Annotated in this window: 25 protein-coding genes and 1 riboswitch; of the genes, 14 read left to right on the top strand and 11 right to left on the bottom strand. The window is 59.9% G+C overall.

The window, feature by feature from the left end; genetic code table 11:
• Positions 1-29: 29 nt before the first annotated feature.
• Complete coding sequence (locus VE009_RS24355; protein ID WP_325012261.1) at positions 30-239, bottom strand: hypothetical protein; 210 nt, start codon at positions 237-239, stop codon at positions 30-32.
• Positions 240-359: 120 nt separating this feature from the next.
• Positions 360-1,562: a GGDEF domain-containing protein gene (locus tag VE009_RS24350; RefSeq protein WP_325012259.1), complete on the bottom strand. Its 1,203-nt coding sequence runs from the start codon at positions 1,560-1,562 to the stop codon at positions 360-362.
• Positions 1,563-1,720: 158 nt separating this feature from the next.
• Here VE009_RS24350 and VE009_RS24345 point away from each other — a divergent pair, with 158 nt between their 5' ends.
• A complete protein-coding gene (locus tag VE009_RS24345; RefSeq protein ID WP_325012256.1) occupies positions 1,721-2,854 on the top strand; it encodes a glycosyltransferase family 4 protein in 1,134 nt (377 codons plus the stop codon).
• 2 nt (positions 2,855-2,856) lie between these two features.
• Here VE009_RS24345 and VE009_RS24340 read toward each other — a convergent pair whose 3' ends face one another.
• Entirely contained in the window at positions 2,857-3,648 is a 792-nt protein-coding gene (locus tag VE009_RS24340; RefSeq protein ID WP_325012255.1) for a glucose 1-dehydrogenase, read from the bottom strand.
• Between the two features lie 110 nt (positions 3,649-3,758).
• Here VE009_RS24340 and VE009_RS24335 point away from each other — a divergent pair, with 110 nt between their 5' ends.
• Entirely contained in the window at positions 3,759-4,166 is a 408-nt protein-coding gene (locus tag VE009_RS24335) for a hypothetical protein (protein WP_325012253.1), read from the top strand.
• A 21-nt stretch (positions 4,167-4,187) separates the two neighbouring features.
• Positions 4,188-4,598 carry a hypothetical protein gene (locus VE009_RS24330; protein ID WP_325012251.1) on the top strand — a complete coding sequence of 137 codons (411 nt, stop codon included), beginning with the start codon at positions 4,188-4,190 and terminating at the stop codon, positions 4,596-4,598.
• Here the strand turns inward: VE009_RS24330 and VE009_RS24325 are convergent.
• On the bottom strand, positions 4,545-5,588 hold the full coding sequence (locus VE009_RS24325; RefSeq protein WP_325012249.1) for a hypothetical protein: 1,044 nt from the start codon (positions 5,586-5,588) through the stop codon (positions 4,545-4,547). The genes VE009_RS24330 and VE009_RS24325 overlap by 54 nt on opposite strands.
• 128 nt (positions 5,589-5,716) lie before the next feature.
• Here VE009_RS24325 and VE009_RS24320 point away from each other — a divergent pair, with 128 nt between their 5' ends.
• Entirely contained in the window at positions 5,717-6,673 is a 957-nt protein-coding gene (locus VE009_RS24320) for a copper amine oxidase N-terminal domain-containing protein (RefSeq protein WP_325012248.1), read from the top strand.
• 72 nt (positions 6,674-6,745) lie between these two features.
• On the opposite strand, the gene VE009_RS24315 is transcribed toward VE009_RS24320, so the two are convergent.
• The gene (locus VE009_RS24315; protein WP_325012246.1) at positions 6,746-7,483 is read right to left on the bottom strand and encodes a hypothetical protein; all 738 of its coding nucleotides are present in this window, start codon (positions 7,481-7,483) and stop codon (positions 6,746-6,748) included.
• A gap of 313 nt (positions 7,484-7,796) precedes the next feature.
• Here VE009_RS24315 and VE009_RS24310 point away from each other — a divergent pair, with 313 nt between their 5' ends.
• The 5 genes from VE009_RS24310 (at position 7,797) to VE009_RS24290 (ending at position 10,989) form a co-directional block, all read left to right on the top strand.
• Positions 7,797-8,372 carry a xanthine phosphoribosyltransferase gene (locus VE009_RS24310; RefSeq protein ID WP_325012244.1) on the top strand — a complete coding sequence of 192 codons (576 nt, stop codon included), beginning with the start codon at positions 7,797-7,799 and terminating at the stop codon, positions 8,370-8,372.
• 147 nt (positions 8,373-8,519) lie between these two features.
• Positions 8,520-8,852, top strand: coding sequence for a hypothetical protein (locus tag VE009_RS24305; RefSeq protein ID WP_325012243.1), 333 nt, complete (start codon positions 8,520-8,522; stop codon positions 8,850-8,852).
• A 91-nt stretch (positions 8,853-8,943) separates the two neighbouring features.
• Positions 8,944-9,198, top strand: a complete 255-nt coding sequence (locus VE009_RS24300; RefSeq protein WP_325012335.1) for a hypothetical protein — start codon at positions 8,944-8,946, stop codon at positions 9,196-9,198.
• On the top strand, positions 9,195-9,992 hold the full coding sequence (locus tag VE009_RS24295; protein ID WP_325012241.1) for an adenosylcobinamide amidohydrolase: 798 nt from the start codon (positions 9,195-9,197) through the stop codon (positions 9,990-9,992). Before VE009_RS24300 ends, VE009_RS24295 begins: the two co-directional genes overlap by 4 nt.
• A gap of 775 nt (positions 9,993-10,767) precedes the next feature.
• Positions 10,768-10,989: a YqzE family protein gene (locus VE009_RS24290; protein WP_325012239.1), complete on the top strand. Its 222-nt coding sequence runs from the start codon at positions 10,768-10,770 to the stop codon at positions 10,987-10,989.
• 29 nt (positions 10,990-11,018) lie between these two features.
• Here VE009_RS24290 and VE009_RS24285 read toward each other — a convergent pair whose 3' ends face one another.
• The 3 genes from VE009_RS24285 to VE009_RS24275 form a co-directional block, all read right to left on the bottom strand.
• Positions 11,019-11,954, bottom strand: coding sequence for a hypothetical protein (locus VE009_RS24285; protein WP_325012237.1), 936 nt, complete (start codon positions 11,952-11,954; stop codon positions 11,019-11,021).
• Positions 11,955-12,071: 117 nt separating this feature from the next.
• Complete coding sequence (locus tag VE009_RS24280) at positions 12,072-13,121, bottom strand: YqhG family protein (protein WP_325012235.1); 1,050 nt, start codon at positions 13,119-13,121, stop codon at positions 12,072-12,074.
• The gene (locus VE009_RS24275; RefSeq protein ID WP_325012233.1) at positions 13,118-14,959 is read right to left on the bottom strand and encodes a DEAD/DEAH box helicase; all 1,842 of its coding nucleotides are present in this window, start codon (positions 14,957-14,959) and stop codon (positions 13,118-13,120) included. The genes VE009_RS24280 and VE009_RS24275 overlap by 4 nt, the downstream gene beginning before the upstream one ends.
• Before the next feature lie 227 nt (positions 14,960-15,186).
• On the opposite strand from VE009_RS24275, the gene VE009_RS24270 reads away from it, so the two are divergent.
• Both VE009_RS24270 and VE009_RS24265 read left to right on the top strand, forming a co-directional pair.
• Entirely contained in the window at positions 15,187-16,032 is an 846-nt protein-coding gene (locus tag VE009_RS24270; protein WP_325012231.1) for a biotin/lipoate A/B protein ligase family protein, read from the top strand.
• A gap of 71 nt (positions 16,033-16,103) precedes the next feature.
• Positions 16,104-16,538 (top strand): DUF4362 domain-containing protein, encoded by a 435-nt coding sequence (locus tag VE009_RS24265; RefSeq protein WP_325012229.1) that lies wholly within the window; start codon positions 16,104-16,106, stop codon positions 16,536-16,538.
• A 70-nt stretch (positions 16,539-16,608) separates the two neighbouring features.
• Positions 16,609-16,692: riboswitch (cyclic di-GMP riboswitch) on the top strand.
• A gap of 199 nt (positions 16,693-16,891) precedes the next feature.
• Here the strand turns inward: VE009_RS24265 and VE009_RS24260 are convergent.
• Entirely contained in the window at positions 16,892-17,446 is a 555-nt protein-coding gene (locus VE009_RS24260) for an HD-GYP domain-containing protein (protein ID WP_325012333.1), read from the bottom strand.
• 82 nt (positions 17,447-17,528) lie between these two features.
• Here VE009_RS24260 and VE009_RS24255 point away from each other — a divergent pair, with 82 nt between their 5' ends.
• Entirely contained in the window at positions 17,529-18,467 is a 939-nt protein-coding gene (locus tag VE009_RS24255; protein ID WP_325012228.1) for a tyrosine-type recombinase/integrase, read from the top strand.
• A gap of 250 nt (positions 18,468-18,717) precedes the next feature.
• Here the strand turns inward: VE009_RS24255 and dat are convergent, their stop codons facing one another.
• On the bottom strand, positions 18,718-19,551 hold the full coding sequence (gene dat, locus VE009_RS24250) for a D-amino-acid transaminase (RefSeq protein WP_325012226.1): 834 nt from the start codon (positions 19,549-19,551) through the stop codon (positions 18,718-18,720).
• Between the two features lie 443 nt (positions 19,552-19,994).
• Here dat and VE009_RS24245 point away from each other — a divergent pair, with 443 nt between their 5' ends.
• Positions 19,995-22,610 (top strand): adenosylcobalamin-dependent ribonucleoside-diphosphate reductase, encoded by a 2,616-nt coding sequence (locus VE009_RS24245; protein WP_325012224.1) that lies wholly within the window; start codon positions 19,995-19,997, stop codon positions 22,608-22,610.
• Between the two features lie 132 nt (positions 22,611-22,742).
• Here the strand turns inward: VE009_RS24245 and VE009_RS24240 are convergent, their stop codons facing one another.
• On the bottom strand, positions 22,743-24,098 hold the full coding sequence (locus VE009_RS24240) for a glycoside hydrolase family 28 protein (RefSeq protein WP_325012223.1): 1,356 nt from the start codon (positions 24,096-24,098) through the stop codon (positions 22,743-22,745).
• A 211-nt stretch (positions 24,099-24,309) separates the two neighbouring features.
• Between VE009_RS24240 and VE009_RS24235 the strand changes: the two genes are divergently transcribed.
• Positions 24,310-26,643 (top strand): helix-turn-helix domain-containing protein, encoded by a 2,334-nt coding sequence (locus VE009_RS24235; RefSeq protein ID WP_325012221.1) that lies wholly within the window; start codon positions 24,310-24,312, stop codon positions 26,641-26,643.
• The last annotated feature ends 132 nt before the right edge of the window (positions 26,644-26,775 follow it).

Below are 26,775 nucleotides of genomic sequence, written 5' to 3'. Positions count from 1 at the left end.
GCTCGCAGAACGAGCCGCCGGGACGCCGGTTATTCGAAATGCGCGCTGATGAGCGGATGGGCTTCCAGCTGCTTCTGCCGCTCCGGCGATTGCGCGCCTTTGTACACCCACCGGTCGCTCTCTTTCTCCCACCGTTCGATGGACCGTTCGTACGGAGCGTCATCGCCTGCGCGAAAACCGACGCCTGCCGTAATGACGTTCGGCTGCTTCGTGCCGACCCAATACACTCGTTTTAACATAGCGCCTCCTGTGCGTCCCGTCGGAATTTGGACAGTCTCTTAGTAGAGCCTATGACGGAACCTTGCGGCGCATGATGATTTTGTGGGCGAAGAAAGCGCAGCGTCTCGCGACGGCTGCGCTTATTCGACTGGAAGCTTCTTCGGGGCGGCGCCTGCGAGGAGGCCGGGCTTGTACGCGGTGACCCGATTTTTGCCCGATTTCTTAGATATATACATCGCTTCGTCCGCCTGCTTCGTCAGCTGCTCGGCCGTTACTCCCTTGCGGGCTTTCGCGTAGCCGACGCTGATCGTCACGCCGGCTTCGGCTTCGACGCGGGCGCGCAGCCGTTCGGCGACGGAGGCGGGATCGATTTTCGGCTCGGTGATGACGAGGACGATTTCTTCTCCGCCGTACCGCCCCGCGAGGCCGATCTCTTCCGCGACGTCCGCGGCGATGGCCGCGACGCGGCGCAGCGCTTCGTCGCCTTTCTGATGGCCTTGCGTGTCGTTCAGCTTTTTGAAATTATCGATATCGGTGAAAATGACGCTGACGGGCATGCCCGACTGCAGGCACTGCTGCACCCTGCGCATGAAGAGGCGCCGGTTGTACAGCCCGGTAAGCCCGTCCGTTATGGAGGAATGATAGACGGCCTGCATCAGCTCGAGCACCCGTTCGAAGATAAAGAGAAATACGATAAAAAAGAAGACGACCGGCAGAAAATGCGTCGCGAGCTCCAAACCTTCCGAGGCGTCGTTGTAGACGTACCCGTTCAGCACCTCCGCGGAATGCGTCAGGAAATACACGATCAGCGCGGTTTGGTACTTCAGCGTTTGGCCGACGACCGGCGTCACGAAATAGTAGCAAACGAAGATCAAAATATATAAATAGATGTCCATCCAAATGTTCAAGAACGCGTTCGCCAGCGGCGCGGAGGCGTCTAAGGCCGCGTCCGGGAGCCAGTTCGCCGCCGCGTAATGCCGCGCGCCGACGAGCAGGAGCGTCACCGTTACGCCGAGGAACGTCAACCATTTCACTTTGCGCCGCGTCGTGTTGTAGAGCTGGTACAAGCCGACGTTCAGCGCGATGAAGGACAACGTTTCCAAGCTGGTGACGAGGAACAGGTCCATGCCGCCGCTTGCCGCGCTGAACCGCGTGCCGAGCGCCGCGATGAAGACGTATTGGATGGAGATCAGGAGGAGCGACAACGTAAGCGAGAAGTAGGCTTTCTTCTTGCGGGAGAGCATCAGCCGAATCGACATGCTGAGCATCAGCATCAGCATGAGCAAGATCATCAGCGCCGAAATGAGATCGCCGGATGCCCCCAGGAACAATTCGCGTGCCAAGGCGGGGTCCTCCTTTATTCTTCCATACCCCATTGTAACAGAAAAAGGGAATACCGTCTCTCCCCGCGCCCGCGCCGCTCCGGCGACTTTTCGTTGTCCCGGGCGCCGTTTTTCGGTATCCTTAAGATAGTTTTAAGGCAACTGGGAGGGGACGGCCGTTGAACGTTTTGCAGGCGCTGTTTTTTCCGCCGGAGCAGCCCGGCGGGGTATCGTCGATGGTACCGTATGTGCAAGATCGGTTCGTCCGCATGGGTTGGAGCATGGAATTGTTTTCGATTCCGAAGCGGGTTCGGGGGAAAGGTACCGGAGAATTCGAATTTACGACGTTCGATTGGCGTGAGTTTCAAGGCGTGCCCGTCGTCGAAAAATATATCCAAACGCTGAAAGATTACGAATGGTGGACGAAGCTGAGGCTGAAGGGCGGCTACGACGTCATTCACGCTCACCATCCGGTGGCGGCGCTCGTCATGAAGCGGCAGTTCCCGGATACGCCGGTGCTGATGACGGTGCATTCCAGCTTCGAGAAGGAATTGATTTTGAACGGGCGCATCAAGGAAGGGGGGCCCGAGGAGCGGTTTTTGACGTCGCTGTACGGGGAACTCGAAGCGCAGGTCGACCGGCTCATGACGGTGTCCGAGGCGTTCAAGTCCTATATGTCTTCCTATGTGAAGCATCCGGAGCGCATCTTAGTCATTCCGAACGGCTTCGACGAGAAGCGGTTTAAACCGATGGCGCACGAGAACGAGGTGCCGCAGCTGATCACGATGTGCCGCCTCGTCCCGGCGAAAGGGCTCGACGTGCTGCTGCGCGCTTGCGCGGAGCTGAAGCGGAGAGGCTTGCCGTTCATGCTGCACATTATCGGCGACGGGCCGATGCGGGAGGAGCTCGAGGAGCTGGCGCGGACGCTGGGCGTGTACGACGATATCGTGTTTTACGGGTACATGCTGCATCCGGAGGAATTCATGCCGTTCTTCGACGTGTTCGTGCTGCCGTCGCGGGCGGAGGCGTTCGGCAACGTGTTCGCCGAGGCGGCGCTCTGCTGGCTGGCGCTCATCGGCACGGACGTCGGCGGCATCAAGGAGCAGATCGACCACGGCGCGAACGGCTTGCTCGTCCCGGTCGACGACGTCGGCGCGCTCGCCGACGCCCTCGAGCAAGTGGTGGTCGACCCGGCGTTCCGTTACGAGCTGTCCCGCGCCGCGTGGGAGAAAGCGAAATCGAAATATTCGCTCAACCGGGTCATCCGCCAGTTGAAGCGGCTGTACGTCGGCGCGGCCGAGAAGGGGGACTAGGTCTAGTCCTCTTCGTAAATCATTTTGACGGTCATGCCGCCGTCGATCACGAGGTTTTGGCCGGTCATGAAGCCGGCCTTCCGGTCGTCGGCGAGGTACAGGCACGCCTCGGCGATGTCCTCCGGGCGGCCGACGCGGCCGACCGGGTGCTGGAGCCGGTCCCGTTCGGAATGGACCGGCTCTGCGGCGCGCGCGCTGTACTGCCAATCGCGCGTTTCGATCCAGCCGGGCGAGATGGCGTTCACCCGGATGCCGTGCGGCCCGAGGCTGACGGCCAGCGCGTGCGTCAAGGCGAGGATGCCGCCCTTCGAAGCGGCGTACGCCTCTGTATGCGGCTCGGACATGAGCGCGCGCGTCGAGGCGATGTTGACGATCGCGCCCCGGCGCTGCTTTTTCATATAGCGCGCGGCGACGCGCGAGCACAGGAACGTTCCGCGCAGGTTGACGCCGATGACGCGGTCCCACTCCGCGACGGGCAGCTCCGTCGGGTCGCCCCCGCGGCCGATGCCGGCGTTGTTGATCAGAACGCGGACGCCGCCGAATTCTTCGGCCGTGATGCGCAGCCACCGCTCGACGTCTTCCTCGCGGCTGACGTCGGCGGCGAGGTAGAGCCCTTTGCCGCCGATGCGGCGAATTTCGCGGATCACCTCGAAGCCGGCGTCCTTATCGGGATCGGCGATCGAGACGAGATAGCCCTGCTGCGCGAATGCGTAAGCGAGCGCGCGCCCGATGCCTTGCGCGCCGCCGGTGATGGCGACCGCCGGGGACGGAGCCGCGGCTTGATGGCTTGTCATAACGTTCACCGCCTTATCGTAATAGTAGATAATATGTATTCTCTTGAACCTATTGTAACCTATTGTATCCAACCGTTTCGAATGCTTTCAAGAAGGGAGGCGCAGCCGCCATGAACGACGATTCCTCGCCGCCGCCGAAAGGCCCGAATCCCGACCCTCGGAGAATTACGTATCGCGTCGGGTGGAAAAGCGGCACCATCCACCTAGGCGAATCGGGAACGCAGGGCGCGGCATCGGGGAAGTCCGGCGGGACGTCCGCGATGCCCGGGAAACGCGGCAAGCCGAGAAAGGCCGCAGCCCCGAAGCCGAAGCCGCTGCGCAGGAAAGGCGTCACCGTCGCGCGGACGGCCTCTTCCCGCGAAGGCGAGGGGCGTCGAACCGAGGCGTACCGGCTCGCCGCGCTGCTGCTTCGGCCGGCGCCGCTGCCGTCCGAACGGGCGTGGGCGGTCATCCTCGCCGCGCTGCCGGCCGCATCGTTCGCGCTGCTGCTGTGGCTGGCGTACCGGCTTAATTCCTAACGTAGAAAGGCGGGAGACCTCATGTACTTCATTCTGTCCGCTGCGGCGGCGCTCGCGGCGCTCGTCGTCGCCGGGTTCGCCGTGTTCGCCGCTTACGCGTACTTTCGCGGGGAGCGCGAGTCGTTCCGGGCCGCGCTCGCGCGCTGGACCGCGTTCGATTACGTCGTGCTCGGCCTGTTCGTCCTCGGCACGCTGTTTTTGCTCGCGGACGCGGTCGGCGTGCTGCGGGAACGCGACGCGTACCCGTTCTACCATTACGGGTACCTGCTTTCCGGCCTCGTTTACAATGCGCTGGCGGGCGTATTTTTGTTCGTGCGTCTCGGCCTCACGCTAAAGCTGCTTTCCGCGGAGGGCAAGGCCGGCGGCGCGCCGGCATCCTCAACGGGGGAAGCTGCGGCGGGCGACGATCATCGCGAACCACACCAGGCTTAACGCGCCGAACAGCGGGTACAGCGTGGACAGCAGCGCTTTGAAGCCGACGAAGCTGACGGCGAAGCACAGCAGCAGCGCGCCGATCACGATCGTCTGCCGCTTTAGGCGCAGCCGCTGTTCCAGCTGCAACGACAAGCCGAAGACGTTCGCGATGAACGTCGTAAAAATTTCGGCGTAGATGAGCAGTAAATAGAGCAAATGAATGACGGTCCCCATGCCGGCCACGACGAGGCCCATGGGGATTTCGTATTTGAAAATGACCGGTGCGTGCACCGACAGCGACACATGCCCGATCAAGAGCAGCGCGCCGAGACCGATGCCGCCGAGCAGCCCGCCGAGCCGGATCGCCGTGCGATCCCGGATCGAGGCGCCGAGCGGCACGAGCACCGCCTGCGCCGACGCGAGGTTGAACGCGGCGTACAGCAGCGGCGCGATCCACGCCCGTCCCGGCGGGTACGGGTCGTCTTGGCGGAGCCAGTCGAACGCGAGGAAGTCGGCGCTGCGCGTCGTTTGGTAAAACACGACGGCGCTGAACACGAGCATCAGCGGCACGACGACGGAGTTGACCGCCATGATGCCGCGCATGCCCCGCGAAATGACGAAAAAGCCGAGCAGCAGCGTTACCGTGATGCCGAGCAGGAACGGCTGCCCGAGCTGCTCGCGGAACACGGAGCCGGCTCCGGCCAGCATGACGATCGCGACCGAGAACAGCTCGACGAGCATAAAGAGCGAGAACCACTCGCCGAAGCGGGGTCCGAATAGGAGTTTGTTTAAGTCCTCGTACGATTTGGCGCCGATGTCCTGAGCCAGCAGCATGATTTTCGTGCCCAGCACGATGAACAGCGCCGTCGCAACGACGATGGTGAACAGCGCGATGCTTCCGTATTGCGTGAAAAATTGCAAGATCTCTTGTCCCGTCGCGAAGCCGGCTCCGACTACCGTCCCGATATAGGTAAAGGCGACCTGCAACGTGGCGGCCGTTCGCTTCATATCGTCCCCCCTGCCTGTACCGTGCATAGTACAAGGTATGCTCGTCCGGGGGGAAGTAGTACAGGCAGCGCGGAGGTCGGTTCCCGGCGGCGAAGCGCAGCCTCCGAGGGGGCTGAAACGTCAACGTAATGGACACCGATCTGCTGGTATTTCCGATCGACCCTGTATCGAGCTCCGCTGCCCGCGGGGACCCGGAGGTGCGGGTGTACGTCAATACGGAACCGATCGCTGCGGCAGGCGCGGTCATCCGGGGCGGCCGCGCGCTCGTGCCCTTACGCGTCGTTGCCGAGGGGCTCGGCGCGGCCGTCGACTGGGATCCCGCCGACCGGAAGGTGACGATCCGCGACGCTCCGAACGTCGTCGAACTGCGAGTCGGGAGCCGAACGGCGAACGTGTACGGTCTTATCGGGAACCCGGTCCGCGTCGAGCTCGATGAACCTGCGGTCGTCGAGGGCGGAAGGACGCTCGTGCCGCTGCGCTTCGTCGGCGAAAGCTTGTACGTCGATGTCGCTTGGTACGAGCGGGACCGAAGCGTCTATATTTCCGAGACCGGCGTCAATCTAACGCCGGACGTTTGGGCGGAGGCGGTGTATTCTACGAAATTGGAGAGCGTCGAGGAGTTCGGCAAGCCGACCGTCCGATACGAGAAATTCATCGCGATGGAGCTGGAGTCGATTAGCATGGAAGAGGTGCGTCTGCTGTTCGCGCAAGAACCAATTTATCATTACGAGCTTGGAATGTACGAGGTGAAATCGTATATCGGCGGCGCTCGCGACCGCATCATTTTCTTCGACGAACGGTTCCGATGGGCGGAGTACGCGGGGGACGGCCTGCCGTTAGCCGACACGCCTGCGGTGACGGAGGACCGTTTCGCGCGCCTTGAGACGGGCATGTCGTACGAATCCGTCCGGGAGCTGCTCGGGGGGGATGGCGTCGTGACGCGGAAAGGCGCGGATTTCGAACTGCATCGTTGGAGGAGCGCGAGCGAGGAACGCGATGCCGTTCTGCGGTTCGGCACGTTCGGCGGCGGCGGTCGGAAGCTCGTCGGATTCGAGTGGGAGAAGGCGAATGGATACGACGGGTAACCAAAGGCGGCAAAGGGCAAGCTAGGACGATCAACAAGCAGGCCGCCCCATCGTCCGGGGCGGCCTGTCGAATTATTCCTCAGGAAATAGTTTGATCGAATGAATTTGGCCGGTTTCGGGATCGAGATCGAGCTTCAGCACGGAGCCGTTCGCCACGTAGCTGATGACGAACTCGGAATCCGCCGTCGGTTCGCCGAGCTTCGCGAACGCTGCGTCCCTGCCGTCGCCGAGCCGCAGGCCGTTGAGGCCGGGGTTGACGCTCCGCGTGCTTACTTCGACGAACAGCACCTTGTCGTCCCGGACGCCGATGGAAAACCCCGGATACGACAGCACGGACGCACTCACCTCGTCGTCCGGCAGCGGATACGTTCCTGTCGGCTCGCCGAACCGTTTCTTCACGCCGTCGGCCGCGGCGCCGATCGAGATGCCCATGAGCGTCGGGTGCAGCGGGTCGAACGCGCCTTCGACGTCGTAATTGCGCCGATTGAACTCCTGGCGCGCTTCCTCCGCCTGCTTCATTTGCCGGCGATCGTCCTCGTTCATATACAAGTCTTCTTCGGCCGAGGGATCGATCGTTTGCGTTTGCGGGGAGGCGACCGCGATGTTGTTTTTCTGCTTCGTTTCCTCCGCGTTATCGGCCGGCTTCGCCGAATCGTCCGCTTCTTGCGCAGGGGCCGCCGCTACCGGGGCGGGCGCGGCGGAACTTTCCGGTGCCGGATCGGGTTCGCCGGACGTGCCCAAGGCGGAGCAGCCGACGAGCAGCGCAAGCGCGGCGGCGATCGTCAGACCAAGCCATTTCATCATATTCATCCTACCCATCTCTCTATCCGAATTCGTTCGCGTTTTTATCTGTAAAGGTACTTTCTTACTATACGGCATCACGGCACTCCCTCACAAAGACGAATTTACACCAATTTCTCCCGAATTTGCGGTAAAAAATGACGTTTTCGTTTCTACCGTCGAGCGTCACGTGTGCGCAAACAACATTTCGTACGTTCTTATATTATTAGACTGGGGAAGACTGGGAAAAGTTGCGTGCTTTTTCCGGTTGAATCGATTTTTCCGTTATGGTATTTTATTCAAAATGGTTCGAACCCATGCGAAACGGCGGAGGGATTTCACAATGGAGCTTTTGAAGCGTCGGATTCTGGAAGAAGGGCGTGTATTGTCGGATCAAGTGCTCAGTGTCAACACGTTCTTGAATCACGGTGTCGACCCTTCGTTGATCGCCGCCATGGGGCGGACGTTCGCGGAGCGGTTCCGGGATTTGAACGTGACTCGCGTGCTGACGATCGAATCGTCCGGCATCGCGATCGCCTACGCGACGGCGATCGAATTGGGCGTGCCGCTCGTCTTCGCGCGAAGACGCAAGGCGCTGATGAACGAGGGCGAGTATTTTTCGGAGCGCGTTCCTTCGTTTACGAAAGGGATCGTTACCGACATCGTCATTTCGCGGGAGTTGCTGAAGCCGGACGACCGGATCTTGTTCATCGACGATTTTATCGCCAACGGGGACGCGGCGCGGGGGCTCATTCGCATCGTCGAGCGTTCGGGCGCGACGCTGGTCGGCGCGGGCATCGCGATCGAGAAGGCGTTCCAGCCGGGCGGCTCGTATTTGCGCGAGCTCGGGCTGCCGGTGCTGTCGCTTGCGAGAATCGCTTCGCTGGCGGACGGGCAGGTGCGGTTCGCGGAAGACTGAGGATCGGGCGAAATGTTCGGGCGCCGAATTTTCGTTGAAACGGTTTCAATCGCGTATTTTACAGCATTTTTCAACCTGTCTAACTCTTTCATCCTGCTGGATCATGCTTTATAATGGGGAGTAAGTTTTGGAGAGGAGGGCGTCGCGATGGGGAATCAACCGTTTACGAATGAATATTTGGCGAAGAAGCTCTTGGATGCCAAAACGCACTTTGAGCGAACGGTCGACTGTAAGCATACGGAATTTGATGACCTCTACCCCTACATGGTGGAACATCCTCAATTTTTCTGGTACAAACGTTACGTCGCCTGGTCGGAGCTGTTGACCATTGTTAACATATGTCAGGATTGCGAGTTCGACTGGACTTCCCAGTTTACCGAGCAGCAAGCGGACTATGTCAGAAAGCGCGTCATGTCGGCGAAGGTGCTCGATCATTGGTTCGAGAACCAGACGAACGACTCGAAGGAGCACGTCGGCTAAGACGGAACGGAGCGGAAAGAAGGACCTCGGCGGCGGCCGGGTCTTTTTTCGTTTCTTGATTGATACCTACATAAGGGGGCGCATGGCTATCGTGATTTCGGAGGAACAACTGGATCGGTACCGCATTGACGGGACGCTGCTGCGCGTCGTCCGCGACGCGAATCGGGACAACGACGTGCGCGGATACGTCGTCGCGTGGGACGAGTCGTCGGTGCTCATTCGCAAGCGGAGCACGCGGCGGCTCGTGAAGCTGGATCGGCGCTATGTGTACCAGCCGATCGAGGAGGAGCGGGCGCTGCCGCCCGCGCTGGTCGACGCCATCGGGCGTGAGGAGCCGGGCGAGTGAGTTCGAAGTTCGGGAACGGGTGTTTCGACTCGGACTCCGGCTATGGTTTCGGCTCGGGCTTCGGGTCCGGCGGAGGGGAAAGCGTCTTGGCGCCCCCGCCGCGAATCGAGGGCGTGAGGGCCGCGCTGCGGCGATTGGACGACGGAAGTCCGTGCCTGGTCGTCCAATTCGGCGTGCCTTGCGCAGCGCTCAGCTCGGGCGTCGTCGGAGGCGGGTTTCTGGCGGATTGCAGCGCCGTCGTCAATCGACAGGTGCTGAAAAGCTACATGTCCGACGACCCGGAAGCGGAACTGCAGTCGCTGCTCGCGCGGAACGGCTTCGACCGGTACGGCACGCTCGGGTTCATGACGGCGGCGTACGTAAGCGACGTCGGGTTCGCGGAGCATGAAATCGGCTCCGGCACGGGCCGGTACGCCGCCGTTTGGGCGACGGTCGGCCTCGGCAACGCGGCGAGGGCCGGCCGTCTGCGGGAGCCGTCCGGGGGGCTGTTCCCCGGGACGATCAACATCGTCGCCGTCGTTGACGGCGACCTCGCGCCGGGCGCCTTCGTCGGGGCGGCGGTCGTGGCCGCCGAGGCGAAGGCGTCGGCGCTGGCGGAGCTCGGCGCGCGCGATCCGGACGACGGCGGGGCCGCCACGGGCACGACGACCGACGCGCTGGCGATCGTCGCGACCGGCCGGGGCGCGCCGTCGCGCTACGCGGGCACGGCGACGCACGTGGGCCACGCGGTCGGCCGCGCCGTCTACGACGCCGTGCTGGCCGCCGGCCGGCGCTACGCCGCTCGCGCGCGCTGAGCGCGGTCCGCCGGCTGCGCCAGCGGGGCGCGGCTGGTGCCGGCGGTGGCTAGCGCCTCTGTGCCGCCTGACCGCCGGATAAGGGACATTTGTTCCTTACTGCCCGCCTCTGCGCCGCATAACTGCCGAATAAGGGACATTTGTTCCTTACATCCCGCCTCTGTGCCGTGCAACCGCCGAATAAGGGACGTTTGTTCCTTAAAGCCCGCTTCTGCGCCGCTTTACCGCCGAATAAGAGACATTTGTTCCTTACATCCCGCCTCTGTGCCGCCCAACCGCCGAATAAGGGACATTTGTTCCTTACCGCCCGCCGTTGTGCCGTATAACCGCCGAATAAGGGACATTTGTTCCTTACGCCCGCCTCTGTGCCGTGCAACCGGCGAATAAGGGACAATTGTTTCTTACAGCCCGCCTCTGCGCCGCTTTACCGCCGAATAAGAGACATTTGTTCCTTACCGCCCGCTAACCACGAAATAGCCGCAATTTTACGTCTAATGCCCGCCATACCGCCCGCTAACCACGAAATAGCCGCAATATTAAGCCTAATGCCCGCCATACCGCCCGCTAACTACGAAATAGCCGCAATTTTACGCCTACAGCCCGCCATACCGTCCGCTAACCACGAAATAGCCGCGATTTTACGCCTAATGCCCGCTATCCCGCCATAAACGAGCGATCGCCACCATCCACCATCCCGTTTAACGGACAGCCGCCTCGGTCATACTAGCTATTGGTGCGCAAAGCGATACTCCCATGACAGGAGGTGTGTCCGACCGTGGCCAAAGGCGAAGAAATCGTCAAATACGTGACCCAGCGGGTCGTCCAATATCTCGATACGCCCGCCGAGGATCGCAAACGGCAGCGGGAGCTGCGCAAAAGCGCGAGCGAGCCTTGGACCGTGCGGTGGTTCGGCATGATCCCGATGTCGCTGTCCATGATGTTCGGCAGACGCAAAAAAGCGCCCTCGGAAGGAAATGAATCCCGCCAAGGGCAATAGGTGTATATGAAGAGGAGAGAAACCATTCGTCAACGGAAGGAGCCGGTCGCCAGCAGCGCCTCCAGCGGCGCGTACCGCGTCACCCCTTCCTGCTTCAGCGCGACAAAACCCTGAAGCTTGGAGCCCGCATCGTCGAGGCCGTCCGCGACCGGCCACCAATGGTAGCCCGCCACCCCGACGGGGTTCAATACGGCGCCGCCGAAAGCGGTCCCCGCATACATCGCTTCGCCGCTGCCGGATCGATCCAGCCAGGCGACGAAGTCCGACCAATTCGCAACTTGAGCATCGGAGGCGTCGAGCCAAGCGAGGCTCATGTAGGGATCCCCCGGTTCTTTCATTATATGCAAGCGCTTCCCAGAAATGTACTCCCCAGCGGAATTCATCGCCCGCAGTTGGGCGACATTCGATTCCCCAATAGGAAGCCACGCGCCGGTCGCGGCGTCGGCGTACCGGACAACCCCCGCCTCCGACACCTTCCAGAACGCATGCATCGCATCGTAATACAGAAGCTCCACCGCCGCATTCGCGCTGAACGGCGCATCCGCCAGCTCCTCGGAGCGCATCGCACGCTCCAGCGTCTCCGGCGCGAACAAAGGCGCGTCGCCGGCGCCGTATTCCAGCAGCGCATACCCGCCTTCCGGCTTGGCGCCCACGATCAAATAACCGACCGGCGTACCGGTCTTGCCGTTGACGAATACGACCCACCCATGCTGGCCGGGTCCGAGCGGCGCCTTGCGCCACGTCGCGCCTCGCCAAGAGACGAACGCCTCGTCCTTCGCCAGCTCGGCGATCCATTCATCCACTTGCGCCTCCAACGAGACCTCCGGCGCCGAAAGCACCTCCACCGCAGCGGACGGCGCTGCCGACGTCGCCGAAAGCGAGAGCGAAGGCGAAGGGGGAACCGCGCCCGCCGACGCGGTCGCGCCGATCGCCAGCGCCGTCGCCCATATCATCCAACGTAACACGGGATACGTCACCTTCCTTTGTTCGAAAGCGCGGACAAGCCCGACCGCAACCTTAGTGTATCGGAAAGGGCGCGAAAAGTTTGTCCCTTCTTGTCCGCGAAATATTAGAACTTTTGTCTAACGCGACAACGGCGTGTCGGATGCGAGATGGAAGATGCCGGCGTTGACGACATTCGCCTCAATGCGTGGCGAATATTGCCATTCCAGCTCGCGCCGGCGCGCCTGGTATTGAGCTTCCGCCGCCGCGCGCTGCTCCGGATCCTCGATCGTCGGCAGCAGCTCGCCGTAATATTCGTCGACGCGGGCGAGCTCGTCGTCGAGCCGCGCTTTCGCGGCGGCCGCCCAATCGTGGTTGTAGTTACGGATGTCGCGCTCGACATGCTGCTCCAGCGCCGCAATCGCCCGTCGGATCGACCAAACGGGACGCTGTACGAGCACGTTCGGCGGCAATCGCGGCGTCAGCGACAGGGAGGACAGCGCTTCTTGGAAATCCTCCACGATTTGCCCCGTCAGCAGCGAGATGCCGAGCGAGTGCAGCTCGTCCCGTTTCATGTCGCAGCAAAATTCGACCTTGTAATTGACGCCGAGCCACGTCGTGAACGCCGCCGGGGGAGCGCCGCGCGGGACGTGGACGTCTTCGAACATTTGGACGTATTTGCCCTTGGTCCGGACGATGCCGAACAGCTGCTCGAGCCGCCGGCTGCCGTACGTCACTTCGTCGAACGGCGTGCGGCCGACCATGGAGGGGGCCGGCGTAAACCCGAAGTACCGCCCTAAAATCGAATCGCCGCCAGGAGCCCCAGGAGCGCCGGGAGCCCCAGGAGCCCCAGGAGCCCCAGGAGCCCCTGGAGCATTGCCGCCTCCGGAAGCACCCCCGGGAGCTCCCCCGGGGACGGCCCCCGGCGCCGGAGCGCCGGCGGGTCCTCCCGCGGACGGCGCAACCGCCGCGGCCCGCGCCTCCGGATCGAACACGAACGTCATCGTCATCGTCTCCGGCGTCGCGCCCGTCCGTTCGATGAAGCTCCAATAATAATGGCGGTTCGTCAAATCCTTGTCCGCCTCGGGCGACAGCCGCACCGTCACGTGCGCGGGCGACTTCTCCGTCACGTGACACTCCGTCGCCTCCAAATACCGCATAACGAATCGTTGCACGTCTTTCGGATTCACAGCGGCCGCACCTCCGCTTCCGCCGCCGAGCCGCCCGGCGCCGCAAGAGCGCCCGCCGGCGGCACGTCGACCGCCACGCGGTCGAGCAGCGCGCCGATGCGCGCCTTCCGCTGCGCCGCCGCCGAACCGCCGCCTCCGGCCGAACCGCCGCGCGAGCCCGCGAACGACGACCCGAGCGAGTCCAGCTTCGCCCGCAGCTCGCGATCGTCCCGCGACTCGAGCACGATTTTCGCAAGGCTCGTCTCCAGCGAATCGCCCCGCTCGATAATCGTGTCCAGCTCGCCGATGACGAGCTCGAACATGTTGATCTTCTCGTGCAGCAAATGCAAAATATGCTCCTCGATCGTCCCGCGCGTCGACAAATTATAAATCTTCACGTCCTCGGTCTGCCCGAGACGATGGACGCGGCCGATCCGCTGCTCGATCCGCATCGGATTCCACGGCAAGTCGAAGTTGATCACGTGGTGGCAAAACTGCAGATTGATGCCCTCGCCGCCCGCCTCCGTCGCCACCATCACCTGCGCCCGGTTGCGGAACAAGTCCATCATCCAATCCTTCTTCCCGCGGTTCATGCCGCCGCGATACGGCACCGCCCGAATGCCGTGCTCCTTCAAGAAATGCAGCAAATACTCCTGCGACGCCCGGTACTCCGTGAAAATAATGACCTTCCCGTCGATCCCGCGGATAATGTCCATCGCCTGCTCGGCTTTCGTATTCGCTTTGATTCCGCGGATCAACTCCACGAGCTCCCAAATGCGCGCGCGAACCGGCGAATCTTCCGCCGTCTTCTTGAACAAATTGACGAGCGTGATGAACACCGCGTCCCGCGACGAGCAAACCTCCCGCTGCAGCGTCAACATCGCCAAGCCGCTGCCGATGTCGCCGCCGGCTTCCTCGTATCGCTGCTTCACGAACCGCGTCACGCCGTCGTACAGCGCCTGCTCCTCGTCGGACAGCGTCAGCAGCACGTTCTGCACCTGCCGCTTCGTGAACTGCACGCCGCCGTCGCTGCGCCGGTTCCGAATCATCACCTTCTGCAGCTCCTGCTGCAGCGCGCCTTCGTTTTTCGGAATCCGTTTGTCCGCCACGTAATTCGCGAGGAAGCTGCCCTGCGCGCCGAGCTGGCCGGGCTTGAGCAGCGTGATCAAGTTGTACAGCTCGCTGAGATCGTTCTGCACCGGCGTCGCGGTCAGCAGCAGGCAATACTTTTTCCGAAGCTGGTTCACGAATTGATAGTTCGTCGTCTTCTTATTTTTCAGCTTGTGCGCCTCGTCGATAATCAGCATGTCGTAGTCGATGCCGAGCACGATATCGCGGTGCGGATCGCGTTTCGCCGTGTCGATGGACGCCACGACGACGTCGCACGACTCCCACATGTACGCCTTCTTCTGCGCCGCGGCCGAGATGCCGAACTTCGCGTTCAGCTCGCGCACCCATTGCAGCACCAAGGACGCAGGCACAAGAATGAGCGCCTTGCGCACAAGCCCGCGGATCATATATTCCTTCAGGATCAAACCGGCCTCGATCGTTTTGCCGAGACCGACCTCGTCGGCGAGTATGGCGCGCCCGCGCATGTCGTGCAGCACACGCTTCGCCGCGTCCAGCTGGTGGGGCAGGGGCCGCAGCTTCGGCAAATGGCGCAAACACTGCAATTCTTCGAAACTTTGAATGAGCGCCGCTTGCTCCGCCTCGTAGGCGAGCTGATAATGCGTGTAGTTGTCCCAAGGCCCGTTCTTCGCAAGCCGGTCTTCGAGCGCCTCGTGCCAAGATCGGTCGAACGTCAGCGCGAGGTGGTCGTTAATGGAGCGCGTCGGCTCCGGCAGCACGGTTTTTCGCACAGTTGTTCGCCCCCTCGGATGTAAAAACCGCCGTCTCTTTGAAAACGTTACGACTTAGTATGCACGAATCATTCGCCGTTCATAACCGAAGCCGAGGCGCATCCGCGTCCAAGGGGAAATCACAAGCATTCTCTTCGAAAAAGGTCCTCGCGGGGGCGAAATCGGCGTCGTTCTTCTTGCTACAGAGGGCGGGGGAAGTGGTATGATGGAAGACGGGTGATGCGAAAATGACGAATGAATGGCGATTGGTACGATCGGGGGCGTGCGCCCCCGACTACAATATGGCGGCGGACGAAGCGATGATGAAGGCGGTCGGGGCCGGCGAGGCGCCGCCGACGCTCCGGTTCTACGGCTGGAATCCGGCGACGCTGTCGATCGGCTACTTCCAGAAGGCCGAGGACGAGGTCGACCTCGAGGAGGTGCGCCGCCGCGGGCTCGGCTTCGTGCGCCGGCCGACGGGCGGCCGCGCGGTGCTGCACGACGTCGAAGTGACGTACTCGATCGCGGTGCCGGAGAAATACCCCGGCCTGCCGACGTCCGTCACGGAGTCGTACCGGGTGCTGAGCGAAGGGCTCGTGCACGGGTTCCGGGCGCTCGGGCTGGATGCGGCGATGGTGTCGCTGGCGAGCGAGGAGGAGAAGGCGAAATACGCGTCGGCGGGCTCCGCCGCCTGCTTCGATTCGCCTTCTTGGTATGAGCTCGTCGTCGACGGCCGCAAGGTGGCGGGCAGCGCCCAAGTGCGCCAGCACGGCGCCGTGCTGCAGCACGGCTCGATCCTGCTCGATCTCGATATCGAGCAGCTGTTCTCGCTGCTGCGGTTCCGCAGCGAGCGGCTCCGCGAACGGCTTGCGGCCTCGTTCGCCGACAAAGCGGCGGCGATCAACGACCTGCGCGCCGCGCGGGGGCTCGCCGGCGTCGCCGCGTCCGACGCCGAGGCGGCGTTCGCGGACGGCTGGGCGCGCTCGCTCGGCGTCCGGTTCGCGCCGCAGCCGCTGAGCGCCGCCGAAGAAGCCGAAACGGCGCGGCTCGTCGCGGAGAAGTACGGCACGGACGAGTGGAACCTTCGCCGGTAGCGCCGCGTCCGCGGGAAAGTGAAACTTTTTCCAAAGCGAGTGCGTTAATGATAGTCAAGAGGTGACGCGGTGTGAGAACGGGATGGGGAGCGGCGCTGGCGCTGATCGCGGCGCTGGCGGCAGGATGCGCCGCGGTGCCGGCGACGGCGCTGCCGCCGCCGATGGACGAAGGGGATATCGTATATTCCGGACTTGGTCCGAGGGAAGCAGGCAATTTGGACCGATTCGACGCGTTCTTGGCCGTGACGGCCAGCGGCGGCGAAGACGCCGTCCGCATCGTCAGCTACACGGAAGAAGGCGCGGCGATTTACACGGACGTGATGTATGAGGAAGGCAAGTATATCGTCTATGTGGACGCGTCCGAAGACGGCTATGCCGCCGAGGAGGACCGCGAGCGCCGCAAAACGGCGGAATGCTTGGAGCTGGTGACGACGGACCGGCCGGACGAATTCGAGGCGTATACATGCGCCGAGTATACGTTCTTGGTCGCGGATATTCAGGAGTGAAGAGATATTCCATTTCGCTGCCCATTATTGTAAGATGCAGTTACATGGATGTACAACACATACGGATGTCGTCGGCATAAGGCAAACCCGCCTGAAAAACGGGAACGCAAAGCCACGGGCCTGCAGCGAAAGCGATGGCGGCCGGGTTACCCTGAAGCGAATTGTACAGCGGCGCTATCTTTTCGGGATAGCGCTCTTTTTTTTAGGGAAAAGAGGAGGGGGAGTTGGCTGCGGCAAGGCCCGGCGGGAGAGCGGCAACCGGATGGAACGAATGGGGGTGAATGATATCGGAAGACGATGCGAGCGGCCGCAGGCGCGGGATGCCGCGGCCGCTCGCGCGCCGGAGGGAGAGGCTAAACGGTCAGCGCCTCCGGCAAGCTGAGGAACAACTCGACCAGATCGCCGTCGAATTGCGTGCCGCGGTGGTTCGCCAGCTCGCGCCTCGCGGCTTCCGCGTCCAACGCGGGGCTGTAGGGGCGATCCATCGTCATGACGTCGTAAGCGTCTAGGACCGAGCAGATGCGCGCGAACAGCGGAATTTGATGCTTCCGCCGGCCGTGCGGGTACCCCGTGCCGTCCCACCGCTCGTGGTGGAACTGCACGGTGTGCAGCGTTTTGACGTCTTTCACGTAAGCGGCTTGCAGCAGCAGCACTCCGTAATTCACGTGCGTCTTCACGGTTTCGACCTCGTACGAGGTGAGCGGGGAGGGCTTATGCAGCAGGGACTTCGGAAGCAGCAGCTTCCCGATGTCGTGGAACAAGCAGCCTTGAATCAGCGAGTGGGTGTCTTCTTCGGTCAAGGAAATGGAGGCTGCCATCGCTCGAGCCAATCTGGCGACTCGCCAGCTATGCTCGTAAGTCGTCGGATCTTTCGTAAGCAGTTGTACAAGCAAGTCCAATGCCAGCATCACTGCGAATCACCTCCTAGAGTCCTGCGTTGGCGAAGTGTCGAACAATAAGGATTGTTCGACGAACGAAGGAGGTTACCGAATGCACTCCATTGTAAATACCCAACTCTACAGCGCCGACGGCAGGGAGACGGACGACCAGATCGTGGCCATTTACTTGTCCGCTTTCGAGCGGTCGCGCTACACGTACCGGAACTACAAACGGTCTCTCGACTTGTTCCGGCGCTTTATCGGGGACAAACGTTTGTCGCACGTCACTTGGCGCGACATCGAGGCGTTCAAGCTGGCTCTCAACCGCGGCGCGCTCGGCGGCAGCGGCAAGCCGAAGTCGAACGCGACGATCGCGATGTTCGTTTCCGCGCTGCGTTCCTTCTATAAATGGGGAAGCGACGCGAACATCGGCATTTTTCGCATCAATCCGACCTCGTGCATCCGATCGCCGAAAGTGTCCGTCACGAGCCGGAACCATTATTTGACGAAGGACGAGCTGGCGAAGCTCCTCTCGCAGCTGCGGAGCCGGAGCTTTCGGGACTACTTGATCGGTCTGACGCTCGTCATCCTCGGGCTCCGGGTGTCCGAGCTCGTCCAGATCCGAAAATCCGATTTTCATAAGGACCCTACGGGGGCCTCCACGTGGCTCGCCGTCCGGAAGGGCAAAGGGGATAAAATGCGCGAGGTCAAAGTGCCGGAGGCGCTCTGGCAGCAGCTGCGCGCGTATATGGAAGAATACGCCTCGGAGGCGGATGCGCCGCTGTTCCCGCTTACGGAGCGGCAGGTCGAGCGCGTCATCCGGCGGGCGAGGGAAGACGCGCAGCTGGAGAAGCCGGTGACGCCGCACTGGCTGCGGCATACGAGCGCTACGATGGCGCTCTTATACGGGGCTTCGCTTCAGCAGGTGCAGGACAGCTTGGGGCATGTGCAGATCAATACGACGCAGCGGTATTTGCACACGGTCGATTTTATGAAAAAAGCCGCCCCCGACTTCGTCGAGGACGGCCTGCTTGATATTATGCAAGGGTGACTAAAGTCTCGGACGACCCTTTCCAAAATCTCATATTTATGCTAACATCTGACGTATTAGGCGGAAAATGTCGAACAATCCTTATTGTGCGACATCGGAGTGTTATTATACCAGATTTACATGGATTTATCGAAAGATTCTTCATATAATTAAGTAAACTGCTCCCGGGGCCGGGAGCGGTTTTTTTGCGAGCGCTTCACCAAAATAGAAAGACTGCTCTCCATGGCGGGGAGCAGTCTTCCTATCGGCGTCAAATGAGCCGCACGAACGCCTCCTGCAGGCGGCGGGTGATCGGGCCGGGCTTGCCGTCGCCGATCGGGGCGCCGTCTACGCGGACGACCGGCATCACCTCGACCGTCGTGCCGAGCAGGAACGCTTCGTCGGCTTCCCGCAGCTCCTCGAGCGTGAACGGCCGCTCCGCGACGGAGAGGTCGAGCTCCGCGGCCAGCCGCAGAGCGACGGCGCGCGTAATGCCGTGCAAGATGAGGTTATTCGCCGGATGCGTCCGGATGACGCCGTCCTTCACGATCGCGATATTGGAGGCGCTGGCTTCCGTCACGACGCCGTCGCGGTGCAGCACCGCCTCCGCCGCGCCGGCTTCCGTCGCCGCCTGCTTCGCGAGCACGTTCGGCAGCAGGTTGAGGCTCTTGATATCGCAGCGGAGCCAGCGGATATCCGGCTGCGTCACGACGCTCACGCCGGATTCGAGCATTGCGGCCGGCCGCGCGAGCGGCTTCGTGAACGCCGTCAGCACCGGCTTCGCATCGGCCGGGAACGGATGCGCCCGCGGCGCCGTCCCCCGCGTCACTTGCAAATAGACGATGCCATCGACGAGACCGTCGGCCCCCACGAGCTCGCGAACGCCCCGGTCGAGCGCTTCCGCCGAGTACGGCAGCTCGATGCGGATTTCGCGGGCGCTGCGCACGAATCGTTCCCAATGCGCCTCCGCTTCGAACACCTTGCCGTCGTATACGCGGAACACCTCGTAGATGCCGTCGCCGAACGTATACCCACGGTCCTCGATATCCGCGGCCGCTTCGCCGCGCGGCAGCAGCCGCTCGCCGTTCCATACATATGTACCCATCGCTTCGATCTCCTTCGTTCCATTGTTCCTTGCTTCGCATGGTGCGACTTCCTCTAGAGTATTACTTTGGCGCGAAATCGGCAATTCCTTTCAGAAAAACAAGAATGTATGTTCCCATAACGTTTGTGGTATGTTACAATGAACGAACCGAAGCGCAAGGTAGTAAGCAAACATCGAACGATGTCGAATCTAGCGGCATTTTGGAAGGGCGATGAAAGCGATTGTAGTAAGGGATTTGAAGCGATTTTTAAAATTCCTGCCGAATTTAAAAAAAATATTTCTAGAACTACAACATCTAGTGACGTATAATGGACTCCGGACACAATATATAGTAATGTAGCTACATAGCAGATTTTAACTTCATGTGTTGTCTTCCCGCGGTCTTGTCGAAGACTGGCGGTTACTTTATATTGTGTGTTTATTCTTGATGGGAGGGTGTCCCTTTGAAAACGAAGCAGAAGACGAAATTGGAAGGCCTGAGCGAGAAAATCTTTTTGGACCGATATGCCCGGAAGGATGCCGATTACAACAACACGAAAGTCGGCGATATCGTTCTTGCCTTGACGAAGGACGATCCGAAGTTCCCGGCGAAAGAAGTCGGCGAAGTCATCGCGCGCGAAGGGAACAAGGTTACCGTCAAGACGCGTTCCGGCAACACGGTCGAGACGACCGTCGAGAAAATCACCCTCACGCTCGAGAAAACGCCGGAAGAAATGTGGGATCGCCTCGCTGCGGCGATGGCGTCGGTGGAAGCGCCGGAGAAGCAGAAAGAATGGACGGAAAAATTCAGATACATTTTGGATGACTGGAAATTGGTGCCGGGCGGACGGATCGCCGCGGGCGCAGGCGCCAGCGACGAGCTGACGCTGTTCAACTGCTACGTCATCCCGTCGCCGCACGACAGCCGCGGCGGCATCATGGAGACGCTCAGCGAAATGACGGAGATCATGTCCCGCGGCGGCGGCGTCGGCATCAACCTGTCCTCGCTCCGCCCGCGCCGTTCGATCGTCGCCGGCGTGAACGGCTCCTCCAGCGGCGCCGTTTCGTGGGGCGGTCTGTTCAGCTATACGACGGGCCTCATCGAGCAAGGCGGTTCGCGCCGCGGCGCGCTCATGCTCATGATCAACGATTGGCACCCGGACGTGCTCGACTTCATTACGGTCAAGCAAACGATGGGGCAAGTGACGAACGCCAACCTGTCCGTCTGCGTCAGCAACGGGTTTATGAAAGCCGTCAAAGAGGACCTCGACTGGGAGCTCGTCTTCCCGGACACGACGGATCCGGACTACGACGCGCTGTGGGACGGCAACCTGGACAAGTGGAAGGAAGCCGGCAAGCCGGTGAAGCATTACCGCACGGTGAAGGCGCGCGACATTTGGCACACGATCATCGAATCCGCTTGGAAATCGGCGGAGCCGGGCGTCGTGTTCATGGAATACTACAACCAGATGTCCAACTCGTGGTACTTCAACCCGATCATTTGCACGAACCCGTGCGGCGAGCAAGGCCTCCCGGCATGGGGCGTCTGCAACCTGTCCGCGGTCAACTTGTCGAAGTTCTACGACGAAGCGAAGCATGACGTCGATTGGGAAGATCTCGCGAAGACGGTCCGCTATTCGGTGCGCTTCCTCGACAACGTCATCGACAAGACGCCGTACCACTTCGAAGAGAACCGGAAGAACCAGCAGGGCGAGCGCCGCGTCGGCCTCGGCACGATGGGTCTCGCGGAGCTCATGATCAAGCTTGAAATTCGCTACGGCAGCCCGGAATCGCTCGTCTTCCTCGACAAGCTGTACGGCTTCATGGCGAAAGAAGCATATATCGCATCTGCCGAAATCGCGGGCGAGAAGGGCTCCTTCGAGCATTTCGTCTACGAGAAGTTCATGCAGAGCGGCTTCATGAAGAACATGGTTTCCGTATATCCGGAAGTGGGCGCGGCGATCAAGAAGCACGGCATGCGCAACGTTACGGTCATCACTCAGGCGCCTACGGGCAGCACGGGCACGATGGTCGGCACGTCGACGGGCATCGAGCCGTACTTCGCGTTCGAATACTACCGTCAAAGCCGCCTCGGCTTCGACAAGCAGCTCGTGCCGATCGCGCAGGAGTGGCAGGATAAGAACCCGGGCAAGGAGCTTCCGGAATGGTTCGTCACCGCGATGGACTTGTCCGCGAAGGATCACATCCGCGTGCAGGCGGCGATCCAGCGCTGGGTCGACAGTTCCATCTCCAAGACGGCGAACTGCCCGGCGGATTTCACCGTCGAAGAGACGAAAGAGCTGTACGAGCTCGCGTTCGACCTCGGCTGCAAAGGCGTAACGATCTACCGCGACGGCAGCCGCGACGTCCAAGTCCTCAGCACGAAGAAGGACGAAGAGAAGAAGGAAGAAGCGGCGGCTCCAGCAGCGGAAGCTCCGGCTGCCGAAGCTCAGGCGATCGAAGCGATCGCGTCCTCGCTGCCGGTCAAGGCGACGCCGGAGCAGCAGCAGGTGTTCGACAAGCAATATCACCGCCGTCCTCAAGTGCTTCGGGGCGCGACGTATAAATTCAATACGCCGTTCGGCATCGCGTACATCACGATCAACGACGCGAACGGCACGCCGAGCGAAGTGTTCCTGAACGTGGGCAAGGCCGGCTCCGACGTATTCGCCATGTCCGAAGCGCTCGGCCGCGTCATCTCCTTGTTCCTCCGTTACGGGGATCACGGCAGCAAGACGGAGCTCTTGATCAAGCACCTCAAGGGCATCGGCGGCTCCGGCGCTGTCGGCTTCGGCCCGAACCGCGTCGAGTCGATCGCCGACGCCGTCGCGAAGGCGCTCGAGCTCCACAAGGAGCACTCGGACGCCAGCGCCGTCTACGAGCCGGCAACGCATCTCGTCACCGCGACGCAGGAGCTCGAAGACGCGCCAGCACCGACGCCGGCACCGGCCGCGCCGGTCGTGAAGAAGCTGGACATCGCATCCTCCACCGACCTGTGCCCGGGCTGCGGCTCCGCCTCGCTCATCAACAGCGAAGGCTGCAAGACGTGCACCAACTGCGGCTACAGCAAGTGTAGCTAATACGAAGAGCCAGGGGGCGACCCCTGGCTTTTTTTATTAAAAAGAAAATAGTTATAATCGGGGAAAGTAGGAAAACGAAAGGCATCACCATATAACAAGGGAAGCGAGCTTACTCGCTTCCCTTGTTCTACATTAATACTCCGTGATATCTTCCTTAAACGTTTTACAATTCTCGATAATATAGGATTCTCTCGTGTCTTCCTTCATTGCGTGGAACCTCAGCCCGTCCAGCGTGAGACGCTCGACATTCCTGACGTCCATGAAGGTCGTCCGGCTCCAGGTCGGATAGTAATTCTCGGATACTCTCTCCGGATGATCGTGCCGCAAATCCCACACCTTCGGATATTCCTCGGGGATGTCTTCCTTCTTCACGCCGCCGACAAAGGTATACGTAATATTCCTCAACGTTACATCGCGAATCGGGTAGCTGTCGCAAGCATCGATGCGAATTCCGTTGAAGGAAGGACAACCCATGATATCGTCGGTAAAGCGATAATGAGTATTGTACATCTCCTCGTCATCCGTCGCGATGATGTCCGACAACGTAATGCGCTCCATCGCGCCGATTTCCGGCATTTCCTCAAGACCGATCGAAGAACCGATCACATCCAGACGATTGTTTAAAATCATAAAGATCGGCCGCGTTACGTTTCGCATCACAAGTCCTTGAGCCACGATATCGCTGATTGTGCCGCCCTCGGTGCATTCGATTTTGATCCCTTCGCGCCATACGTTCTCGAACGTGCAGTTGTGGATGGTTACGTTCGAGATATCGCCCACGGATTTTAAACCGATCCGAATGCCTGCGCAAATGGAAGTAAAGTGGCAGTTGCTGATGTGCACATTTTTCATCGGATAGTCTTTGCTGCTGGCCTGTAGACAAAGGTTATCGTCGGTGCCCAAAATTTTGCAATTCGAGATAAAAACGTTCTTACAGCCGTCATAATCCAAACCGTCTCCGTTGTACCTGCGATCGTTTCGGATGTCCAGATCCTCGCACCATATGTTCTCGCTGTCCAAGAAGGCCGTGGTCCAAGCGGTAGAATTATAGAGTCGCAAACCTTTGACGTGGATATTTTTACAGCGCAAGAACCGCATCATCATCGGCCGATAGATGCTTCCTTCGTTCGGAAAGCTCTCGGCGTTGCCGTTAATTTCGCCCTGACCGATGACGCCGACGTTCGTAGCGTCTTCGGCATAAATAAAGCATTTGTCCATGTCTTTCTCATTGATATATCGGTTGTAATGCGTCCCGTCCGGGTAATCGCCGATATCCGGATTCGCCAATAGCGTCGCGGACGGATTCACTTGCAAATAAACGTTCGATTTCAAAAAAATCGTTCCCGATACAAACGTGCCGCCTGCCAGAACGACAAAACCGCCGCCGGCATGAAAGCACTCGTCGATCGCTTGTTGGATGGCCTTCGTGTCGACCGCGACGCCGTCGCCTTTGGCGCCAAAATCCTTGACGTCGAAGATATCCCTCATCCTCAATTCCCCCATGACACGTTCTTCCCCGCACGTCCATTCTATTGCACGGCCCAAGGGTGCGATATGCAGTTTTTTAAGACAAATGTGCAGTGAAATTAAGATGGTGATGTCCGAGTCGACGCAAAGCCGTAAACTTGTGGGAAAATGATGTATGCGCTAACAATGTAGGATTCGCGTTGCGCTCTTGCAAGCAAAGGAGTGGTTGGACATGTGGGAAAAGGTCGGCGGAATGTATCGAAAAAAGCCGGTGATGTTCAAGATGGCATTTTCTTATATCGCATTAGGCTCCTTCCTCATCTCTGCATTTTCTGTCCTATTGGCGGAACGGGTGTCGGACGATTTCGCAAGGGAGATTCGGAAACATTCCGAGGAGACGATCTATCAGTCGTACACGACCGCGGATCTGCTGATGAACAATGCCTTTCAATACTTCTACCAAGTGTTTCACGACGACCCGATCGTGACCGAGGCGTTGTACGGCAGAGAGTTGGATCGAATCGCGATTGGACGGATCCATACGCGACTCAATGAATTGCTGTCATTTAGTCCATTGGTTCATTCCGTGTATGTGTACAATTTTCAAGACGATTTGGTGTTCTCTACGTTATCCACGGCTAGCGAGCTGGATCGATTCTATGATCGAACGATAACGCAGCTGCTTTCTAAGAACGATGAACGCCGGCGCTGGCTGGTGTCGCGAAAAACCGATTTTTCCATATACGGCCAAAGGTACGACAACGATTTGATTACGGTCATCTATTCGGAGAGCACGCCGGATAGTTTTTCGCACGGCGCGCTCGTCCTGAACCTCAATCAAAACGTGCTGCAGCAGCTCGTGAACCGCGGCACGGATAACAAGTGGAGCGCCGCCATGATCGTAGACGGGGACGGGACCGTCATTTCGCATCCCGATCCGGAGCGATTCAATGCGAATATACGGGCCGAACCGTATTTTCAAGAACTGAAGACAAGTTCCGCCAAAACCGGCCATTTTCTTAGTACCGCGGACGGACGTTCCGCGCTTGTGACTTTCGTGAAATCGGATCAGCTCGATTGGAGCTTCGTCGGCGTCACCGATTATCAAGGGGCGCTTGGCCGGGTCGTTTTTTTACGACGTTTCATCTATGCGATCGCGGGCGTATTCGCTTCTCTCGGCGTAATTGCCGCACTGGTGTTTACCCGCCGGTTTTATCGACCGATTCATGAGTTGCTCCATCAGGTGCTTGATCCGCAATCCCCCTCGGAAGGGGTGCGATCGCTGTCCGAATACGACGTAATATCCCGTTCCGTCGACAGCATGAGGAGTCGGATTTCACGCTTACAAACCGATTTACGTCAGCACTTGCCCGAGTCCAAGAAAGCGATGCTGCTAGCGATGTGCCGGGGTGAACGGTGGAACGGGGAGGAAGCGAAGATCGGCAGTCTGCAACTCTCCATATCGGAAGGAGACATTCGGGTAAGCGTCATCCGATTGGACGGTTATTCCCGGTTGCTCGAACGGTTTGGAATGGGGGACGTATCGTTGTTGAAGTTCGCGATCGCCAATATTTCCGAGGAAACGATGAAAGGGAAAGCCGCGGCGGAAATCATTGAGGATGCGGAAGATAGGATTACGGTATTATGGAATGCTTCCGGCGATGTTGAAGCGGAACGGATCATGGAAAAGATTCGTGAGCATATTGAGCAGTATCTAAAGCTATCGGTGACGATCGGCGTCGGCGTGGCCGTGCATTCCTTCGGCGAGGTGCGCTATGCCTGGAATACCGCAGCACAAGCCGCGAATTATCGGCTCGTATTCGGAGGAGGCCAAACGCTCAAGTACGAGGACATTCATGCTGCCGAGTTTCGTACGTACGAATATCCGTTGCAATGCGAACGTTTCATCGTCGATGCGTTAAAGTCCGGTAATATTGGGAAAGTCCGGGAAGCGTTCGAACAATTTACCGACCGCATCCGGTCGTTCCGCTTCGACGAGGTGTTGTTGTGCTTGAACCAACTGATGGTCATCACGATGCGTACCGCGATCGAGATGGTGGACGATCCGCGCGAAGAATGGCTTATGGAGCTGCAGGACGCGCACAACCAGTTGCGGCGGCACGACACGTTGAGCGAAATTACGGAATGGTACATGTCTCTCGCGAGTCGAATCGTAACGATCCGCGACAGGAAGGCGACGTCAAGGCACGAGGAGCAAGTCGACAAGCTGATGGAACTGATCCATACCAACTATCCGGATCCGAACTTATCCGTCGCCTCGTTAGCCGAAGCGGTCGGTTTATCGACGAATTACGCGAGGAAAATATTCAGGGATCGCATGGGACAATCGATATCCCAGTACATCAACGACTATCGGTTCCGCAAAGCGCAGGAGATGTTGATCCATACGGAGCTGCCGGCCAACCGGATCGGGGAATTAGTCGGAATGAACAACGCCAGTTATTTTTATGTTTCGTTTAAACGATTTTCAGGGAAAACGCCCGATCATTACCGAAAGGCGTACCGAATGGACAAAGGGGAAGAAACGCTTGCCGCAGAGCGGTAAGCGTTTTTTAACGTTCTGGGCCTTGGGACTTCTTTAGTTTTCTTATATTCGAAAAATGAAGAAACAAACACATCGTTATTTTTTAAACTTTCGGAGTCATGAGATGACGCTTTATATTAGGGGCCGTGAAGG

Source organism: Paenibacillus sp. (assembly GCF_035645195.1).
Classification (GTDB): domain Bacteria; phylum Bacillota; class Bacilli; order Paenibacillales; family YIM-B00363; genus Paenibacillus_AE.
This window is presented reverse-complemented; position numbering and strand designations above follow the sequence as displayed.

Bases quoted from the DNA above. Each gene is read 5' to 3' on its own strand.
- VE009_RS24355 (WP_325012261.1), bottom strand. From the start codon at position 239: ATGTTAAAACGAGTGTATTGGGTCGGCACGAAGCAGCCGAACGTCATT.
- VE009_RS24340 (WP_325012255.1), bottom strand. From the start codon at position 3,648: ATGACAAGCCATCAAGCCGCGGCTCCGTCCCCGGCGGTCGCCATCACC.
- VE009_RS24335 (WP_325012253.1), top strand. From the start codon at position 3,759: ATGAACGACGATTCCTCGCCGCCGCCGAAAGGCCCGAATCCCGACCCT.
- VE009_RS24330 (WP_325012251.1), top strand. From the start codon at position 4,188: ATGTACTTCATTCTGTCCGCTGCGGCGGCGCTCGCGGCGCTCGTCGTC.
- VE009_RS24325 (WP_325012249.1), bottom strand. From the start codon at position 5,588: ATGAAGCGAACGGCCGCCACGTTGCAGGTCGCCTTTACCTATATCGGG.
- VE009_RS24320 (WP_325012248.1), top strand. From the start codon at position 5,717: ATGGACACCGATCTGCTGGTATTTCCGATCGACCCTGTATCGAGCTCC.
- VE009_RS24315 (WP_325012246.1), bottom strand. From the start codon at position 7,483: ATGAATATGATGAAATGGCTTGGTCTGACGATCGCCGCCGCGCTTGCG.
- VE009_RS24310 (WP_325012244.1), top strand. From the start codon at position 7,797: ATGGAGCTTTTGAAGCGTCGGATTCTGGAAGAAGGGCGTGTATTGTCG.
- VE009_RS24305 (WP_325012243.1), top strand. From the start codon at position 8,520: ATGGGGAATCAACCGTTTACGAATGAATATTTGGCGAAGAAGCTCTTG.
- VE009_RS24270 (WP_325012231.1), top strand. From the start codon at position 15,187: ATGACGAATGAATGGCGATTGGTACGATCGGGGGCGTGCGCCCCCGAC.
- VE009_RS24260 (WP_325012333.1), bottom strand. From the start codon at position 17,446: ATGCTGGCATTGGACTTGCTTGTACAACTGCTTACGAAAGATCCGACG.
- VE009_RS24255 (WP_325012228.1), top strand. From the start codon at position 17,529: ATGCACTCCATTGTAAATACCCAACTCTACAGCGCCGACGGCAGGGAG.
- dat (WP_325012226.1), bottom strand. From the start codon at position 19,551: ATGGGTACATATGTATGGAACGGCGAGCGGCTGCTGCCGCGCGGCGAA.
- VE009_RS24240 (WP_325012223.1), bottom strand. From the start codon at position 24,098: ATGAGGGATATCTTCGACGTCAAGGATTTTGGCGCCAAAGGCGACGGC.
- VE009_RS24235 (WP_325012221.1), top strand. From the start codon at position 24,310: ATGTGGGAAAAGGTCGGCGGAATGTATCGAAAAAAGCCGGTGATGTTC.